This window comes from Mycobacterium sp. 050128, from assembly GCF_036409155.1.
Lineage (GTDB): Bacteria > Actinomycetota > Actinomycetes > Mycobacteriales > Mycobacteriaceae > Mycobacterium.
In genome coordinates, this window is record NZ_JAZGLW010000001.1 from 581,440 (window position 1) to 597,767 (window position 16,328).

Below are 16,328 nucleotides of genomic sequence, written 5' to 3' on the forward strand. Positions count from 1 at the left end.
GTTCACTCGCCCGTCGCCTTCGCTTCCGACGATTGCTCGACTCCGTGCTCGTGAGTTGACACTCACTCGCCCGTCGCCTTCGCGATGATCTCCTTCGAGACGTTCGCCGGGACTTCGGCATACGAGTCGAACACCATGGAGTAGTTCGCCCGGCCTTGTGTCTTGGACCGCAGGTCGCCGACATAGCCGAACATCTCCGACAGCGGGACGTGCGCCCGAACGACGCGCGCACCAGCCCGCTCCTCCATGGCCTGAATCTGGCCACGGCGAGAGTTCAGGTCGCCGATCACGTCACCCATGTAGTCCTCGGGTGTGGTCACTTCGACCGCCATGATCGGCTCGAGGATCACCGGCTGGGCTTGCTGCGCAGCCTTTTTCAGCACTTGTGATCCTGCGATCTTGAACGCCATTTCCGAGGAGTCAACCTCGTGGTAGGCACCGTCGAGCAAGGTGACCTTCAGGTTCACCAGCGGGTAGCCGGCCAGCACGCCGTACTGCATCGCGTCCTGTGCACCGGCATCCACCGACGGGATGTACTCGCGGGGGATGCGACCACCGGTGACCTTGTTCTCGAACTCGTAGGTCGCGCCGTCCTCGCCGTGGAACGGCTCGAGGCTGATGAGCACCTTCGCGAACTGGCCCGAGCCACCGGTCTGCTTCTTGTGGGTGAACTCGACCTTCTCGACCGTCCGCTTGATGGTCTCCTTGTAGGCCACCTGCGGCTTGCCGACGTTGGCCTCGACCTTGAACTCGCGGCGCATCCGGTCGACCAGGATGTCCAGGTGCAGCTCGCCCATGCCACCGATCACGGTCTGGCCGGTCTCCGCGTCCTGGTGGACCTTGAAGGTCGGGTCCTCTTCGGCGAGCTTCTGGATCGACAGCGACAGCTTTTCCTGGTCGCTCTTCGTCTTGGGCTCGATGGCCACTTCGATCACCGGGTCGGGGAAGGTCATCGACTCCAGCACGATCTGGTCGTTCGGGTCGCTCAGGGTGTCACCCGTGGTGGTGTCCTTGAGGCCGATGACGGCGTAGATGTGCCCCGCCGACGCGGTCTCCACCGGGTTCTCCTTGTTGGAGTGCATCTGGAACAGCTTGCCCAGCCGCTCCTTCTTGCCCTTGGTGGCGTTGATGACCTGGCTACCGGAGTCGACCTTGCCCGAGTACACCCGGACGTAGGTCAGCTTGCCGAAGAACGGGTGCGTCGCGACCTTGAATGCCAGCGCGGAGAACGGCTCGTCGGTCGACGGCTTGCGGGTGATCTCGACATCTTCCTTGCCCGGCGCGTGGCCGACGGCCGGCGGCACGTCCAGCGGCGAGGGCAGGTAGTCGATGACGGCGTCCAGCATCGGCTGCACACCCTTGTTCTTGAATGCGCTGCCGCACAGCACCAGGTAGGCCTCGGAATTGATGGTGAGCTTGCGCAGCGCACCCTTGATCTCGGCGACGGTCAGCGCCTCGCCGCCGAGGTACTTCTCCAGCAGCGCCTCGTCGGTCTCGGCGACGGCCTCGAGCAGCTTGGTGCGGTACTCGTCGGCCTTCTCCTGCAGTTCCGCGGGGATGTCGATGGTCTCGTAGGTCTCGCCGAGCTTGGTCTCGCCCCGCCACACCTTGGCCTTCATCTCGACCAGGTCGACGACGCCCTCGAAGTCACCCTCGGAGCCGACGGGCAGCTGGATCGGAATGACGTTGGCGCCCAAGCGCTCTTCCATCGTGCGCACCGAGAAGTAAAAGTCGGCGCCGATCTTGTCCATCTTGTTGACGAAGCAGATCCGCGGCACGTCGTACTTGTCCGCCTGCCGCCACACCTGCTCGGACTGCGGTTCGACGCCCTCCTTGCCGTCGAACACGGCAACGGCGCCGTCGAGCACCCGCAGGCTGCGTTCCACCTCGACGGTGAAGTCGACGTGCCCAGGGGTGTCGATGATGTTGATCTGGTTGTCATTCCAGAAGCAGGTGGTGGCGGCGGAGGTGATGGTGATCCCGCGCTCTTGCTCCTGCTCCATCCAGTCCATGGTGGCCGCGCCGTCGTGGACCTCACCGATCTTGTAGCTGATACCGGTGTAGTAGAGGATGCGCTCCGTCGTCGTCGTCTTGCCGGCGTCGATGTGCGCCATGATGCCGATGTTGCGGACCTTGGTCAGGTCGGTCAGCACGTCCTTCTGTGCCACAGAAGTCTTCCCACTCTTTCGATTGCGTTGTTAGTTCGCTGTCGGTTTACGCCCGGCCGCACTGCCGAATGGCGCCCGTTCGGGCTCTACCAGCGATAGTGCGCAAAGGCGCGGTTGGCCTCGGCCATCTTGTGGGTGTCCTCACGCCGCTTGACGGAAGCCCCGAGGCCATTGCTGGCGTCCAGGATCTCGTTCGCCAGCCGCTCGATCATCGTCTTCTCCCGGCGCTGCCGCGAGAAGCTGACAAGCCAGCGCAGCGCCAGCGTGGTGGACCGGTCCGGACGCACTTCGACGGGCACCTGGTAGGTGGCACCACCAACGCGGCGGCTGCGCACCTCCAGGGCGGGCTTGACGTTATCGAGAGCGCGCTTGAGCGTGATCACCGGATCAGTACCGGTCTTATCGCGAGCTTGCTCGAGCGCACCATAAACAATGCGCTCAGCGACCGATTTCTTCCCCTGCAGCAGGACCTTGTTGACCAGCTGGGTCACCAGCTGCGATCCATAAACCGGGTCGTTGACCAGCGGACGCTTCGGCGCGGGCCCCTTGCGCGGCATTAGCTCTTCTCCTTCTTGGCGCCGTAACGACTGCGAGCCTGCTTGCGGTTCTTGACACCCTGGGTGTCCAGCGAACCGCGAATGATCTTGTAGCGCACACCGGGCAGGTCCTTCACACGACCACCGCGCACCAGCACCATCGAGTGCTCCTGCAGGTTGTGGCCCTCACCCGGGATGTAAGCGGTGACCTCGACCTGGCTCGTCAGCTTCACACGCGCGACCTTCCGAAGCGCCGAGTTCGGCTTCTTCGGGGTGGTGGTGTACACGCGGGTGCATACGCCACGGCGCTGCGGGCTGCCCTTCAGGGCCGCGGTCTTGACCTTGGCGACCTTGTCGCGGCGACCCTTGCGGACCAGCTGCTGAATGGTTGGCATCTACCGGCTTTCTATGTTCGAAGTCTTCTTGCTGCTGTTAAGTCTCTGTACTGCAGTTTTTCCCCGCCGCACTACCCCGCGGCCGGGTGTGTCGCACCCGCTCAGCACCGGATCTCATCCGATGCGTGGTGGACATGCGAATTAGCCCGGCATCCACTTCCTTACGTCAGGCGCCGTAAGCCGCCAGGCACGAGCCACCACAATACCCGCCGCTGGTCGGGCAGGTCAAAGCGGCCGCTGGACGCAACCGCTCAGCTCAGCGCGCGCGCGGGGTGGGCCGCTATTTCGGCGCGGCGCCGCCCGGCGCGGTGCGTCTGTCCAGGCCCGTTGCCAGCCGCAACACCATCTCGGTGAACAGCGCATCGGTGTCGATGTCGTCCATCACACCGGTCATTTCCAGTAAGACGAACCCGTGCAGCGCGGACCAGAATTCGAGCGCGGCGAAAAACGCCTCCTCGCCGTCGAGCCCGTAAGAGGACAGCACCGCGATCACCGGCGCGGCCGCACCCCGGGTTGCCGCGGTGTATTCGGGGTCATCGCCGCCCAGCGGCATCCGGGTGAAGGCCGAGTAGCGCCCGGGGTGATGATGGGCATAGCTGCGGTAAGCACCCGCCATGACCAGCACCGCGTCATCGCGGGCCCGCCCCTCCCCGACCCGGTTCAGCATCGTGATGATGTCGTCGATGACCCGGATACGAACGGCGCGACGCAGGTCCTCCAGGCTGTCCACGTGGTTGTAGAGCGACGGCCCCTTGGTGCCCAACTGTGTCGCCAGCGCGTTGATGGTCAGCGAGTCCCAGCCCTCGCGGTCCAGGAACGTCAATGCGCCATCGACGATGCCGTCACGACTCAGCTTTCCCGGCCGGGAACCGGACCTGCCGCCACGTTGGCGCCCTGTCGCCGCCGGCTGTTCCGGATGAACTGCCATGGCGATCGCCCTTCGATTGCGGTGAATAGCTGAAGGTCAACTAATGACTCTAGTTGACAGAGTCGCCAATCTACTCGGACGTAACCAGAGCGGGTCGCAGTTGGCCGCGAGGAAAAATATTTGCCATCGTGCAGGCGAATACACGTAGGCTCAGTCCAGCAGATACCCGCCGACACGAAGGGGGCCGCGGTGCACCGGAGAACTGTCGCCGGGTCGCTTGCAACCTGTGTCATCGCGATTGCGGCCACGCCCGCCGCGCCGCCGCCGGCCGCGCAAGCCAAGAACGGTGACACGCACATCATCGGGCAGAACACCACCCAAACCCTGGATTGCAATGACGGGACCCTGATCGTCAACGGCAGCGGGAATTCGATTAACGCGCTTGGCAACTGCTGGGCGGTGACGGTGATGGGCTCGGGCAACACGATCATCGCGGATTCGGTCACGCACGACATCACGGTGTACGGCTATGACCAGACCGTCTTCTTTCACAACGGCTCGCCGATCCTCTGGGACCGCGGCCGGGAGCTGGGAATGGTAAACCGGCTACAGCAGGTGCCCGCCTGAGCCACCGCGACCGCCGTTGGAGTACCGAGGAGGGGAACATTGCGCGTCCACATCACTGACCGATCGCCGCGGCTTGCGGTGCTCGCGCTGGCGCCGGCCGTCGCGGCAATAGTGCTGTCCGGTTGCAGTTCGACCGCCAACCCGCCCGGAAACCCCAGCTCGACGACGAAGAGCAGCACGACCACCACGACCACCGGCGCGGCCGCGCCGACGACGTCGGGTAGCGAAAGCACCACGGCGTCCGTCGAAATCGGGAACACGCTGAACTACGGCTCGATGGGGACGACGGCCACGCTTGACTGCGCCACCGGCAAATCCCTGAATGTCGCCGGTTCCAACAACACCCTGACCGTCACCGGCAGCTGCGTGACGGTGAATGTCGGCGGCACCAAAAACAAGATCACCATCGACAAGGTCGACACCCGCATCACCGTGCTGGGGCTCGACAACACGATCACTTACAAGGATGGTGAACCGAAGGTCGACAACCTCGGCTCGGGCAACACCATCAACAAGGCGAGCTGACCGGCTAGCTGGCCGGCGCCCCGTGCCGTCCGGCGCCGGCCGCGAACCGCCCGGCGCCCTCGTTGGCTTCCGCGGCAACTTCGGCGATGCTGGCGAATTCCTGGTCGATTGCCTGCGATTCCGACAGGCCCCACTGCCGTAGCGCCGAAAGCCGGTCCGCTCGTAGGCACTGCTGGGGCAGCGCGGCCAATTCTGCGGCCAAGTCCTCGGCGGCCTGTCGCGATTCGCCTTTGGGGACAACGCGATTGGCCAATCCCATCGCGAGCGCTTCGTCGGCTTTGACACCGCGGCCGGTGAGGATCATGTCCATCGCCCGGCTGTGTCCGATCAGGCGCGGCAGCCGCACGGTGCCACCGTCGATCAGCGGGACTCCCCAGCGGCGACAGAACACCCCGAACACGGCATCGTCCTCGGCCACCCGCATGTCGCACCACAGAGCCAGCTCCAGGCCCCCCGCGACGGCGTAGCCACTCACCGCGGCAATCACGGGTTTGGACAACACCATTCGCGACGGGCCCATCGGGCCGGGACCGGTCGTGTGGATCGAGTTGGCCTCTGACGTACCGAACGCCTTCAAATCGGCTCCCGCACAAAAGGTTCCGCCGTCACCCCACAGCACGGCCACTGACGCGGAATCATCGCGGTCGAATTCGTCGAATGCCTCGTACAACGCCGCGGCCGTCGGGCCGTTCACGGCGTTACGCGCGGCCGGCCGGTTCAGGATCACCGTCGTCACCGCGCCCTTACGCTCCACTCGTACCGGATCAGTCATCTCGCCTCCAGAAGTTGAGTTGCATCGCGCCGCTGCAGCAGTTCGGTCGCGAAGTCGTGGTAGGCGCTGCGCAGCCGCGCGCCCGGCCAATCGTCGGGCAGCAGTTCGGCCGGCAGCATCGGGTCGGTGAGTAGGTGCCGCACGATCGCCGCGGCCACCACAAACCGTCCGGGAATGTCGCGCGCCGCGGCCATTTCGTCGACCAAGCGCTGCCCGGCCTGCGCCCATGCGGGCAGGTCCCACAGTTCGGCGACCAGCTGCTCGGGTGCGTCGTCGCGAGCCTTGAGCACCCGGACCCGGTCGGCAACGTCGGGCTCCAAGTCGAGGTCGAGGTTGTCCGGGCGCATCCAGACGCCCTCGCGCAGTTCACCGAAACGCTTGCGGTACATGCTGGCTCGCAGCGCGGCCCGGGTGCGGGCATCGGTGCCCACGCTGGTGACGATCACGACGTGCCAGTCTGCGTGCCAGGCCCGGGTTTGCGGCCGCATCGCCTCGTCCTGGCGCGCCTGGCGAGCCAGCAACCGATCCGAGAGCCGGTACCCGTCGGCGGAGCGAATCAGGTCGCCGGCACCGACCATGCGGGTCAGCGCGACCCGCAGCGTCGTTTCCTTGATCCCGAAATCGGCTGTCAGCCTGATTAAGTCGCTCGCGGTTGCCCAGGCGGGGTGTGCACCGAGCAGCACACTCAGCACCACGGACCGCGCCGTCATGTTCGGCATGGCTACACTTCGGAGGCGCGACGGCCGTAGTCACCGAACGGCTCGTCGCGATGCCGCACCGCTTCGCGGAAGCCGTGCTCGACGGAGTCGGCGACGAAGTCATGTCCCTCTTGGGTGTGCCGGGCGACACCGTCGAACACCGTGCTGACCATCCGGCTGGTGGCCACTCCCTGCTGCAGCAGAGCGGAATTCAGCGCGAGTTTGACCATGATCAGCTGATTGACCGGAACCGCCGCGATGCGCTGGACCAACCGTTCGGTGCGCTCGTCGAGATCTTTCGGGTCCGGCGCCTCGACCGCCAGTCCCCACTGGGCGGCCTGTGCGCCGGTGATTGAATCACCGGTGAACAGAAGACGTTTGGCGCGCTGGTCGCCGAGCCGGTGGGCCCACAGGCCCGCCGCAGGCACACCCCACACGCGCGTCGGCGGGTAACCGATCTTGGCGTCGGCGGCGGCGATCACCTGGTCGGCATGCAGCGCGATATCGGTGCCGCCCGCCACACAGTAACCATGGATCTTGACCACCGTCGGCTTGTCGGCGTGCATCAGGCTGGAGAACCCGCGCACGAACCTGCTCATCATCTGGTAATCGATCATCGGGTCCCACGGCCTATCCGGCATGTGGTTGATGCCCTGGGTCTTACCGTCCAGCACGGTGCCCTCGTAGGCACCGGTGCCACCGGCCGAGCCGGTGCGGTCGGCGTAGGCGGACAAGTCGAAGCCCGCGCAAAAGCCTTCTCCGCGACCGGATACCAGAATCACGTGCACGTTGGGATCGAGATCGGCCCGCTCGACCAACGCCGAGAGCTCCAGCGGGGTGTCCGCGACGATCGCGTTGCCCTTTTCCGGCCGATTGAAGGTGATCCGCGCAACCCGGTCGGTGACCTCGTAGGTCATCGTTTTCAGGTTGTCGAAATCGACCGGCCTGATGGCATGAGTCATGCGCGCCGCTCCTCTCCCCCGCAAGCGGGAGCTGCCCCCACATCGCTACGCTCAGCATGGTTGCCGGCGCGAGTCATGTTGTGGCTCAGCCCTTCACCAGGGCCCGTTCCAGGATGGGTGCCAGATCGAGCCCGGTCGGCATGGTTCCGAACGCGCCGCCCCACGCACCGCCGAGCCGGGTCGCCAAGAATGCCTCGGCGACGGCGGGGTGACCGTGACGCACCAGCAGCGAGCCCTGCAGGGCCAGACAGATGTCCTCGGCGACCTTGCGGGCGCGGTACTGGATGGTCTCCAGATCGCTCAGGTCTTGGCGCAGCCGTTCGACGTGGCTGCCCAGCCGCGGATCCTGGCTCGTGCTCTCGTTCAGCTCGGCGAACAACACCTCGACACATTCGGGCCGAGTTGCCATGGCGCGCAAGGTGTCCAGCGCGCTGACGTTGCCTGAGCCTTCCCAGATGCCCATCAGCGGCGCCTCGCGGTACAGGCGCGGCATGCCCGACTCTTCGACATAGCCGTTGCCGCCCAGGCATTCCAGCGCTTCGGCGGCGTGCGGGGTGGAACGCTTGCAAACCCAGTACTTGCTGGCCGCCAGGCCGATCCGGCGCAGCAGCGCTTCCTTCTCGTCGCCGCGCAGCGCGTTGTCGGTGGCACCGGCCATCCGCATCGCGACAATTGTGGCGGCCTCGGCCTCCACGGCCAGGTCGGCCAGCACGTTGCGCATCAGCGGCTGGTCAATCAGGTAGGCGCCGAACGCTTTCCGGTGCTGGGCGTGATGGATGGCGCGGGTCAGCCCGGTACGCATGCTGGTGGCACTGCCCAGGGTGCAGTCCAGGCGGGTCAGGTTGACCATCTCGATGATGGTCGGCACGCCGCGGCCCTCCTCGCCGACCAGCCAGGCGGTGGCGCCGTCGTATTCCACTTCGCTCGAGGCGTTGGCGTGGTTGCCGAGCTTGTCCTTGAGGCGTTGCAAGAACATCCGGTTGCGGGTGCCGTCGGGCAGGATGCGCGGCAGCACGAAGCACGACAGACCGCCGGGTGCCTGCGCGAGGACCAGGAAGATGTCACACATCGGCGCCGAGGTGAACCATTTGTGACCGACCAGGCTGTAGGTGCCGTCCCCGTTGGGGGTCGCCTGGGTGGTCCCGGCGCGCACGTCGGAGCCGCCCTGCTTCTCGGTCATCGACATCCCCGCGGTGATGCCGGCCTTCGTGGTGGCCAGCTTGAGCTCCGGGTCGTACTCGCGACTGGTCAGCAGCGGCTCGTAAACGGCTGCCAGCTCGGGGTTGTAGCGCAGCGCCGGAACGACGGCATACGTCATCGAGATCGGGCAGACGTGGCCCGGCTCGACGTTCCACGCCGAAGTCTTGGCGGCGCGCACCACATGCGCGCCCGGGCGGTCGTCGGCCCACGGCGCCGCGTGCATGCCGTGCGCGATCGCCGCACGCATCAACTCGTGGTAGGCCGGGTCGAACTCGACCTCGTCGACACGGTGCCCGGTGCGGTCGTGGGTGTGCAGGATGGGTTGATTGCGGTCGGCGAGCTCACCCCAGCGCTGGGCCTCGTGACTGGCCGACAACGCCCCGACCGCGTGCACCTCGTCCATGCCCCACTGGCCGCCCTCGCGGATCAGGGCCTCGACGAGCATCGGCGATGTCGCGGGGTTGTAGTTCTCCAGCGGCGGAACCTGGTTGGTGACGACATGCGTGTCTGGCATGCCACTCATATTACATTTTTCCAACAACCGCACAAGAGGTGTAATACCACCGAACCGGCTCAACCGGTGGTCTTGTCTCGCAGGAACGCAATGTCGTCCTTGCGGCCCTCGTCGGAGGTTTCACAGATCACCGGCGCGCCCGCGGCTTTGACCGCCGCGACCAGCAGGTCGGGATCGATAAGGCCGGTGCCCAGATTGGCGTGGCGGTCCCGGCCCGAGCCGGCCTCGTCCTTGGAGTCGTTGCAGTGCACCAGATCGATCCGGCCGGTGATCGCCTTGATGCGCTCGACGGCGCCCACCAACGCTTCACCGGCCGCCCAGGTGTGGCAGGTGTCGAGGCAGAAGCCAATTCCGCTGTCGCCGATGACATCCCACAGCCTGGCGATGGTGTCGAAGTGGCGGGCCATCGCGTGGTCGCCGCCCGCGGTGTTTTCCAGATACACCGGCACGGTGGATTCCAGCTGATCGAGCGCCTTGCGCCAGCGCACGAAACCCTCGGCGAGGTCGTTGTCGTCGGCGACATGGCCACCGTGCACGATGACCGCCGCCGCGCCGATGTCGGCGGCCGCGTCGCAGGTCTGCTGCAGGATTTTGCGCGACGGGATCCGTACCTTGTTGTTGGCCGACGCGACGTTGATCAGGTAGGGCGCGTGCACGTAGATCGGCAGCGCCGCGGCCTTCAGCACGGCGGCGTCCTCGCGGGGCTTGGGCGCCTTCCAGCTCTGCGGGTCGCCGAGGAATATCTGTACAACGTCAGCGCCCTCGGCCTCCGCTGCGGCCAGCGGGTCTTGCGGACTGACGTGCGAACCGATCAGCACGTCGGCCAGTCTACGGTTCCGGGCCCGGCCGCCGGGAATTGCGCTGGACCACGCGGCCCGAACGTGAGATCGTCTGAGCAAACACGGATGCTCGACCGATTCGGCGGTGGATTCGATTGCCTGGCACGCAACAGCTCGACGAATCCGGACTCATCCGCAATCCCCGTCGCATCGCGAATTTCGAGATGGGAAGTGCAGACAGCTACGGGCCGGCCGGGCTGCCGGGGCATCGCGCCTGCCCGCCGGACGCGATCGTTGCCGACCGCGTCGTGCTTGGGTTCAGTTCCCTTCCGGCAGAAACGCTTTCGAAGCTGTTCAAGCTGGCGATCGCACAACCGGCGGAGCCGGCATGATGCCGGCGGACGCGGACGCCACGCTGGATCTGCTGCTTCCTGCCCGCATTCGCGAACTCATCGAACGCAATTACTACTCGAAGGTGAACGCGAGCCTGACCCTCGAAGAGGTGGCCAAGGATCCGACCTTTCTGGAGGATCCGATCAGCCACCTCGCGCTGTTCACCGATCACGGCGTGATGCATATGCGTGACGTCGCACGTCGCATCGTCGACATGATCGCGAACGTGTCGGGGGTCAAGATCGCCGAGCGGCCGCAACGCCGCCTGGACTTCATGACGAGCTACGGCTGTCTACTCGCCTACGTCCACGACATCGGGATGTCAGACCTGAATCCCTTTGGCCGAGCGGTCCACGCGGAGTTCGGCGGCCATGAGCCTTTTGGCGGGGCCTTCGACGAGATCGTCGACATCCTATGGGAGGAGAACGTCGGGAACCTGGCCTGGCGGGTGTTGCGCCTGACCACCGCCGGTGTATTCGACGGCCCCCCGCAACGGATCCTGCGTGAACTGGCGTCGCTGGGCTATGCGCACAGCAAGAGCGCCGTGCCCGCCGCGGTGCTCAACGACACCACGGCACTGCGCGACACGATGCTGCATATCCTGAGCCATCCGCTGGAGGCGTTGTACCACGCGAAGCAGCTGACGAAGAGCCACGGCGACGACCGGGGTGCTCATCACGAGACCGCGCTGCAGCGCGCGGCGGCCCCCGAGTCACTGGACGAGCACCGGGTGCAGCTGCTGTCTCGCCATTACGACGACTTCGAGAACACAGCCTTTGCCTGGCTGGAAGTCGTTGCGCCGCAAGCCCAGGAGTTTGTCGCCGACGTCGTGGACACCATCCGCTGCCTGCGCTGCGCGGATGCCCTGCGACAGCGCGGCACCCATCTGAGGACCTCGGGCAACTACCAGATTTTCATCGATCAGCGCACCGCGAACGCCATCTACGCCCTGCACGACCGGGAGGGGCGAACCTACCTGCTCGAAGGCGACAATCCGATCAATGCCGGCGAGGCCAACCTCGAGGTCTCCGAAGTCACCCACGAAGGCGACCTGCGTTTCGCCTTCTTCCGGGGCAGCTTCGGATCGGAGGAGGCGGTGCGCCGCGCGGCGCACAACGCGTCGGTCATCGTCGACGACATCCAGGCCGACGTCGTCGAGAGCTTCATCGGCAGCACCGGCGAAAACGGCGGTCGGCGCACGTCGGTTTTACTCGAACACACCGAGGACAATCCCGAATTCGCACCGCTGGTAGCCGATTTGCTGATCGCCCGGGTTCCGTCGCTGACCGATCGCGTCGTCTGCGTGCCGGCCCTGCGCAACGCTCCCGAACCGGAGCGGCGGCGCTTCCTGGCGGCCAGCGCCGTCGACTGGGACCTTGCGGAGCGCACGGCGTTCCTGCGCAACGTCGCGAGCCGCGGCTACCGCACCGACCACATCGATCCCGAACTCGGCTTCAAAAGCACACGCCTGAGCCACCTTTCGCGCGGCGAATGCCTGACCGAAGTCGGCGCGCGGGCGAGCTTCGTGTATATCCCGCTGTCGTCCGGTCTGCGCGGCCGGCCGTCGGGCGGCTACGACTACTTTCGCGTCCATCCCTGGGAACCGCTGGGCGCCACCGGCGTCATCCGGGGCGACTTCCGAAACGCCACGGTCGTCGCGGAGGACGAGGTGGATGTGCTGATCCTGCCGAAGGACGTCTACCTTCGGCACTGGCACCGCAATTACACGCCGGCGGAGTTCTGCGAGCTGATCCGCGGCCTCGGGCAAGCGAATTCGCGAGCGTGAAACCTACCGTTCGCCGTCCAGCGTGAAACCAACTTCACGCTCGGCGGCCGATTGACCTCCGGTGCAACGAAAAAGCCCCGGGCCTTTTTGATTGGGCCCGGGGCTTTTTCGTTTGTTGACTAGATCCGATCGTCCGACTCCTCAGCGGCGAACTAGCGGTAGTCGCTGTAGCCGTAGTCGTCCAGCGGAACCGCGGCACCAGTGGCCTGACCGAAGTCCGGGCTGTAGTACTGATCCTCGTAGGACGGGATCGTGTACGCCGCAGCACGGGCTTCCTCGGTCGGCTGAACCTGGATGTTGCGGTACCGGTTGATTCCGGTCCCGGCCGGGATCAGCTTTCCGATGATCACGTTCTCCTTCAGACCGTTGAGCTTGTCGCTGCGGCAGTTGATCGCCGCATCGGTCAGCACTCGCGTGGTCTCCTGGAACGACGCCGCACTCAGCCACGAGTCGGTGGCCAGGCTCGCCTTCGTGATACCCATCAGCACCGGACGTCCGGCCGCGGGCTCGCCGCCCTCGGCGACGACTCTGCGGTTCTCCGCCTCGAACTCCGCACGGTCGATCAGCGAACCCGGCAGGAACTCGGTCGCGCCGGAGTCGATGATGGTGACGCGGCGCAGCATCTGGCGAACGATCACCTCGATGTGCTTGTCGTGGATCGACACACCCTGGGCGCGGTAGACCTCCTGGACCTCGCGGACCAGGTGGATCTGCACCTCGCGGGGGCCTTGCACGCGCAGCACCTCGTGCGGGTCGGCCGAGCCTTCCATCAGCTGCTGGCCCACCTCGACGTGGTCGCCGTCGGAAAGCACTCGCTCGGAACCGTCCTCGTGCTTGAACACACGCAGCCGCTGCCGCTTGGAGAGCTTGTCGTAGACGACTTCCTCGCCGCCATCGTCGGGGACGATGGTGATCTTGTAGAAGCGCTCGCCGTCCTCGAGCTGAACCCGCCCGGTGACGTCGGCGATCGGCGCCTTACCTCGCGGCACCCGGGCCTCGAACAGCTCCTGCACACGCGGCAGACCGCCGGTGATGTCCTCACCGACACCACCCTGGTGGAAGGTACGCATGGTCAGCTGGGTACCGGGCTCACCGATGGACTGCGCGGCGACGATACCGACGGCCTCGCCGATGTCGACGAGCTTGCCGGTCGCCATCGAACGCCCGTAGCAGGTCGCACACACACCGGTACCGGTGGTGCACGTCAGCACCGAACGCACCTTGATCTGCGTGATGCCCGCAGCCAGCAGGGCCTCGATCGACGGGTCACCCAGGTCCTCGCCACGCGCGACGACGACGTTTCCGGCCTCGTCGACCGCGTCGGCGCCCAAAGTCCGTGCGTACGCCGAGGTTTCGATGTACGGGTCACGGATCAGGGTGCCGTCGGGCTGACGCTCGGCCAGCTCGACGATGATGCCGCGCTCGGTCTCGCAGTCGTGCTCGCGGACGATGACGTCCTGGCTCACGTCCACCAGACGACGAGTCAGGTAACCCGAGTCGGCGGTACGCAACGCGGTGTCGGCCAAGCCCTTTCGAGCGCCGTGCGTGTTGATGAAGTACTCCAGCACGGTCAGGCCCTCGCGGAACGACGACTTGACCGGACGCGGGATGAACTCACCCTTCGGGTTGGTCACCAGGCCCTTCATGCCGGCCAGCGTTCGGGTCTGGGTGAAGTTACCCGTGGCACCCGAGTCGACGATCGTGATGATCGGGTTGTCGGCCGGGTAGTGCTCACGCAGCGCCTTACCGACCTCGTCGGTGGCTTCCTTCCAGATCTCCACCAGCGCTTCGTTGCGCTCGTCGTGGTTCAAAGCACCACGCTGGAACTGCTTTTCGACCTTGTCGGCCCGGTCCTCGTAGTGGTCGAGGATCTCCTTCTTACGCGGCGGAACCAACACGTCGGCCATCGAGACCGTGACGCCGCTTCGGGTCGCCCAGTAGAAGCCGGCGTCCTTGAGCTTGTCGACGGTCTGCGCGACCACGATCATCGGGTAGCGCTCGGCCAGGTCGTTGATGATGGCAGCCTGCACCTTCTTGTGCATCTGCTTGTTCACGAACGGGTAGCCCAGCGGCAGCAGCTCGTTGAACAGCACCCGGCCCAGGGTCGTCTCGGCCAGCCACGCATCGCCTGGCCGCCAACCGTTCTGGCCGAACAGCTCGACCTCGATCTCGGCCGGCGGACGCAGCTGCGTCAACCGCACCTTGATCTGGGCCCGCACCGAGAGCAGACCACGGTCGGACGCCATGATCGCCTCGGCCGGCGAGGAGTACACACCCTGCTCCGGCTGATCATCGGCGGCCGCGCGGTATTCACCCTCGGCCCCGGCCACCTCGGTGGTCAGGTAGTACAGCCCGGTCACCATGTCGAGTCGCGGCATGGCCAGCGGGCGGCCGGACGCGGGCGACAGGATGTTGTTGCTCGACAGCATCAGGATGCGAGCCTCGGCCTGCGCCTCGGCGCTCAGCGGCAGGTGCACGGCCATCTGGTCACCGTCGAAGTCGGCGTTGAACGCCTCACAGACCAGCGGGTGCAGCTGAATGGCCTTGCCCTCCACCAGCATTGGCTCGAAAGCCTGAATGCCGAGTCGGTGCAGGGTCGGCGCACGGTTCAGCAGCACCGGGTGCTCGGCGATGACCTCTTCGAGCACGTCCCACACCTGGGGACGCTGGCGCTCGACCATGCGCTTGGCACTCTTGATGTTCTGCGCGTGGTTGAGGTCGACCAGCCGCTTCATCACGAACGGCTTGAACAGCTCCAGCGCCATCAGCTTGGGCAGACCGCACTGGTGCAGCTTGAGCTGGGGACCGACCACGATGACCGAACGGCCCGAGTAGTCGACACGCTTACCGAGCAGGTTCTGACGGAACCGGCCCTGCTTACCCTTGAGCAGATCCGACAGCGACTTGAGCGGACGGTTACCCGGCCCGGTGACCGGGCGGCCGCGGCGGCCGTTGTCGAACAGCGCGTCCACCGACTCCTGCAGCATCCGCTTCTCGTTGTTGACGATGATCTCGGGCGCACCGAGGTCGATCAGCCTCTTGAGGCGGTTGTTGCGGTTGATCACGCGGCGGTACAGATCGTTCAGGTCGGACGTGGCGAACCGGCCACCGTCGAGCTGAACCATCGGGCGCAGCTCCGGTGGGATCACCGGAACCGCGTCGAGCACCATGCCCATCGGCGAGTTGCCCGACTGCTGGAAGGCCGCGACGACCTTCAGACGCTTCAAGGCGCGAAGCTTCTTCTGCCCCTTGCCGTTTCGGATGACGTCACGCAGGATGTCGGCCTCGGCGTCGATGTCGAAGTTCTCGATCAGCTTCTGGATCGACTCCGCACCCATCGCTCCGGTGAAGTACTCGCCGTAACGGTCGACGAGCTCGCGGTAGAGGTTCTCGTCGACGATCAGCTGCTTGGGAGCCAGCTTGGTGAACGTCGTCCAGATGTCCTCCAGCCGGTCCAGCTCACGCTGGGCCCGGTCGCGCAGCTGGCGCATCTCACGCTCGCCACCATCCCGAACCTTGCGCCGCGCATCGGCTTTCGCGCCCTCGGCCTCCAGTTCGGCCAGGTCGGCCTCCAGCTTCTGCGCACGGGCCTCCAGGTCGGCGTCGCGCTGGTCCTCAACGGCCTTGCGCTCCACCACCATTTCGGCCTCGAGGGTCGAGAGCTCGTTGTGGCGCATCTCGTCGTCGACCGCGGTGATCACGTAAGCGGCGAAGTAGATGATCTTCTCGAGATCCTTCGGCGCCAGGTCGAGCAGGTAGCCCAACCGGCTCGGCACACCCTTGAAGTACCAGATGTGCGTGACGGGCGCGGCCAGCTCGATGTGGCCCATCCGCTCACGACGCACCTTGGCGCGAGTTACCTCGACGCCACAGCGCTCACAGATGATGCCCTTGAAGCGGACACGCTTGTACTTGCCGCAGTAGCACTCCCAGTCGCGAGTCGGTCCGAAGATCTTCTCGCAGAACAGGCCGTCCTTCTCGGGCTTCAGCGTGCGGTAGTTGATCGTCTCCGGCTTCTTGACCTCGCCGTAAGACCATTGCCTGATGTCTTCCGCGGTGGCCAGGCCAATACGGAGTTCATCGAAGAAGTTGACGTCGAGCACGT

14 protein-coding genes are annotated in these 16,328 nt (G+C 65.7%); 4 read left to right on the plus strand and 10 right to left on the minus strand.

Translation table 11 applies throughout. The annotated features are described in order from the left end of the window. Positions 1–62: 62 nt before the first annotated feature. From fusA to SKC41_RS02840, 4 genes are all read right to left on the minus strand, one after another. Entirely contained in the window at positions 63–2,168 is a 2,106-nt protein-coding gene (gene fusA, locus SKC41_RS02825) for an elongation factor G (protein ID WP_330976225.1), read from the minus strand. An 86-nt stretch (positions 2,169–2,254) separates the two neighbouring features. Further along, positions 2,255–2,725 carry a 30S ribosomal protein S7 gene (gene rpsG, locus SKC41_RS02830; RefSeq protein WP_025738357.1) on the minus strand — a complete coding sequence of 157 codons (471 nt, stop codon included), beginning with the start codon at positions 2,723–2,725 and terminating at the stop codon, positions 2,255–2,257. Further along, entirely contained in the window at positions 2,725–3,099 is a 375-nt protein-coding gene (gene rpsL, locus SKC41_RS02835) for a 30S ribosomal protein S12 (protein ID WP_007767794.1), read from the minus strand. The genes rpsG and rpsL overlap by 1 nt, the downstream gene beginning before the upstream one ends. Positions 3,100–3,379: 280 nt before the next feature. Continuing rightward, positions 3,380–4,027, minus strand: coding sequence for a TetR/AcrR family transcriptional regulator (locus SKC41_RS02840; RefSeq protein WP_330976226.1), 648 nt, complete (start codon positions 4,025–4,027; stop codon positions 3,380–3,382). Positions 4,028–4,216: 189 nt separating this feature from the next. On the opposite strand from SKC41_RS02840, the gene SKC41_RS02845 reads away from it, so the two are divergent. Together SKC41_RS02845 and SKC41_RS02850 are read left to right on the plus strand one after the other, a co-directional pair. Then, positions 4,217–4,594: a DUF3060 domain-containing protein gene (locus tag SKC41_RS02845; protein WP_330976227.1), complete on the plus strand. Its 378-nt coding sequence runs from the start codon at positions 4,217–4,219 to the stop codon at positions 4,592–4,594. 39 nt (positions 4,595–4,633) lie between these two features. Further along, a complete protein-coding gene (locus SKC41_RS02850) occupies positions 4,634–5,119 on the plus strand; it encodes a DUF3060 domain-containing protein (RefSeq protein ID WP_330976228.1) in 486 nt (161 codons plus the stop codon). Between the two features lie 4 nt (positions 5,120–5,123). Here SKC41_RS02850 and SKC41_RS02855 read toward each other — a convergent pair whose 3' ends face one another. The 5 genes from SKC41_RS02855 to SKC41_RS02875 all read right to left on the minus strand — a co-directional run bounded on the left by SKC41_RS02855 (position 5,124) and on the right by SKC41_RS02875 (position 10,083). Further along, complete coding sequence (locus tag SKC41_RS02855) at positions 5,124–5,891, minus strand: crotonase/enoyl-CoA hydratase family protein (RefSeq protein ID WP_330976229.1); 768 nt, start codon at positions 5,889–5,891, stop codon at positions 5,124–5,126. After that, positions 5,888–6,610, minus strand: coding sequence for a PaaX family transcriptional regulator C-terminal domain-containing protein (locus SKC41_RS02860; protein WP_330976230.1), 723 nt, complete (start codon positions 6,608–6,610; stop codon positions 5,888–5,890). Before SKC41_RS02860 ends, SKC41_RS02855 begins: the two co-directional genes overlap by 4 nt. Positions 6,611–6,612: 2 nt before the next feature. Next, entirely contained in the window at positions 6,613–7,551 is a 939-nt protein-coding gene (locus SKC41_RS02865; RefSeq protein ID WP_330976231.1) for a crotonase/enoyl-CoA hydratase family protein, read from the minus strand. An 85-nt stretch (positions 7,552–7,636) separates the two neighbouring features. Continuing rightward, positions 7,637–9,265, minus strand: coding sequence for an acyl-CoA dehydrogenase family protein (locus tag SKC41_RS02870; RefSeq protein ID WP_330976232.1), 1,629 nt, complete (start codon positions 9,263–9,265; stop codon positions 7,637–7,639). Between the two features lie 59 nt (positions 9,266–9,324). Next, positions 9,325–10,083 (minus strand): deoxyribonuclease IV, encoded by a 759-nt coding sequence (locus tag SKC41_RS02875; RefSeq protein ID WP_330976233.1) that lies wholly within the window; start codon positions 10,081–10,083, stop codon positions 9,325–9,327. 116 nt (positions 10,084–10,199) lie between these two features. On the opposite strand from SKC41_RS02875, the gene SKC41_RS02880 reads away from it, so the two are divergent. Continuing rightward, a complete protein-coding gene (locus SKC41_RS02880; RefSeq protein WP_330976234.1) occupies positions 10,200–10,436 on the plus strand; it encodes a hypothetical protein in 237 nt (78 codons plus the stop codon). After that, a complete protein-coding gene (locus SKC41_RS02885; RefSeq protein WP_330976235.1) occupies positions 10,433–12,223 on the plus strand; it encodes a hypothetical protein in 1,791 nt (596 codons plus the stop codon). Before SKC41_RS02880 ends, SKC41_RS02885 begins: the two co-directional genes overlap by 4 nt. 152 nt (positions 12,224–12,375) lie before the next feature. Here the strand turns inward: SKC41_RS02885 and SKC41_RS02890 are convergent, their stop codons facing one another. Further along, complete coding sequence (locus SKC41_RS02890) at positions 12,376–16,326, minus strand: DNA-directed RNA polymerase subunit beta' (protein ID WP_090600289.1); 3,951 nt, start codon at positions 16,324–16,326, stop codon at positions 12,376–12,378. Positions 16,327–16,328 lie beyond the last annotated feature (2 nt).

Bases quoted from the DNA above. Each gene is read 5' to 3' on its own strand.
- SKC41_RS02860 (WP_330976230.1), bottom strand. From the start codon at position 6,610: ATGCCGAACATGACGGCGCGGTCCGTGGTGCTGAGTGTGCTGCTCGGT.
- SKC41_RS02870 (WP_330976232.1), bottom strand. From the start codon at position 9,265: ATGCCAGACACGCATGTCGTCACCAACCAGGTTCCGCCGCTGGAGAAC.
- rpsG (WP_025738357.1), bottom strand. From the start codon at position 2,725: ATGCCGCGCAAGGGGCCCGCGCCGAAGCGTCCGCTGGTCAACGACCCG.
- SKC41_RS02840 (WP_330976226.1), bottom strand. From the start codon at position 4,027: ATGGCAGTTCATCCGGAACAGCCGGCGGCGACAGGGCGCCAACGTGGC.
- SKC41_RS02865 (WP_330976231.1), bottom strand. From the start codon at position 7,551: ATGACTCATGCCATCAGGCCGGTCGATTTCGACAACCTGAAAACGATG.
- rpsL (WP_007767794.1), bottom strand. From the start codon at position 3,099: ATGCCAACCATTCAGCAGCTGGTCCGCAAGGGTCGCCGCGACAAGGTC.
- SKC41_RS02855 (WP_330976229.1), bottom strand. From the start codon at position 5,891: ATGACTGATCCGGTACGAGTGGAGCGTAAGGGCGCGGTGACGACGGTG.
- SKC41_RS02885 (WP_330976235.1), top strand. From the start codon at position 10,433: ATGATGCCGGCGGACGCGGACGCCACGCTGGATCTGCTGCTTCCTGCC.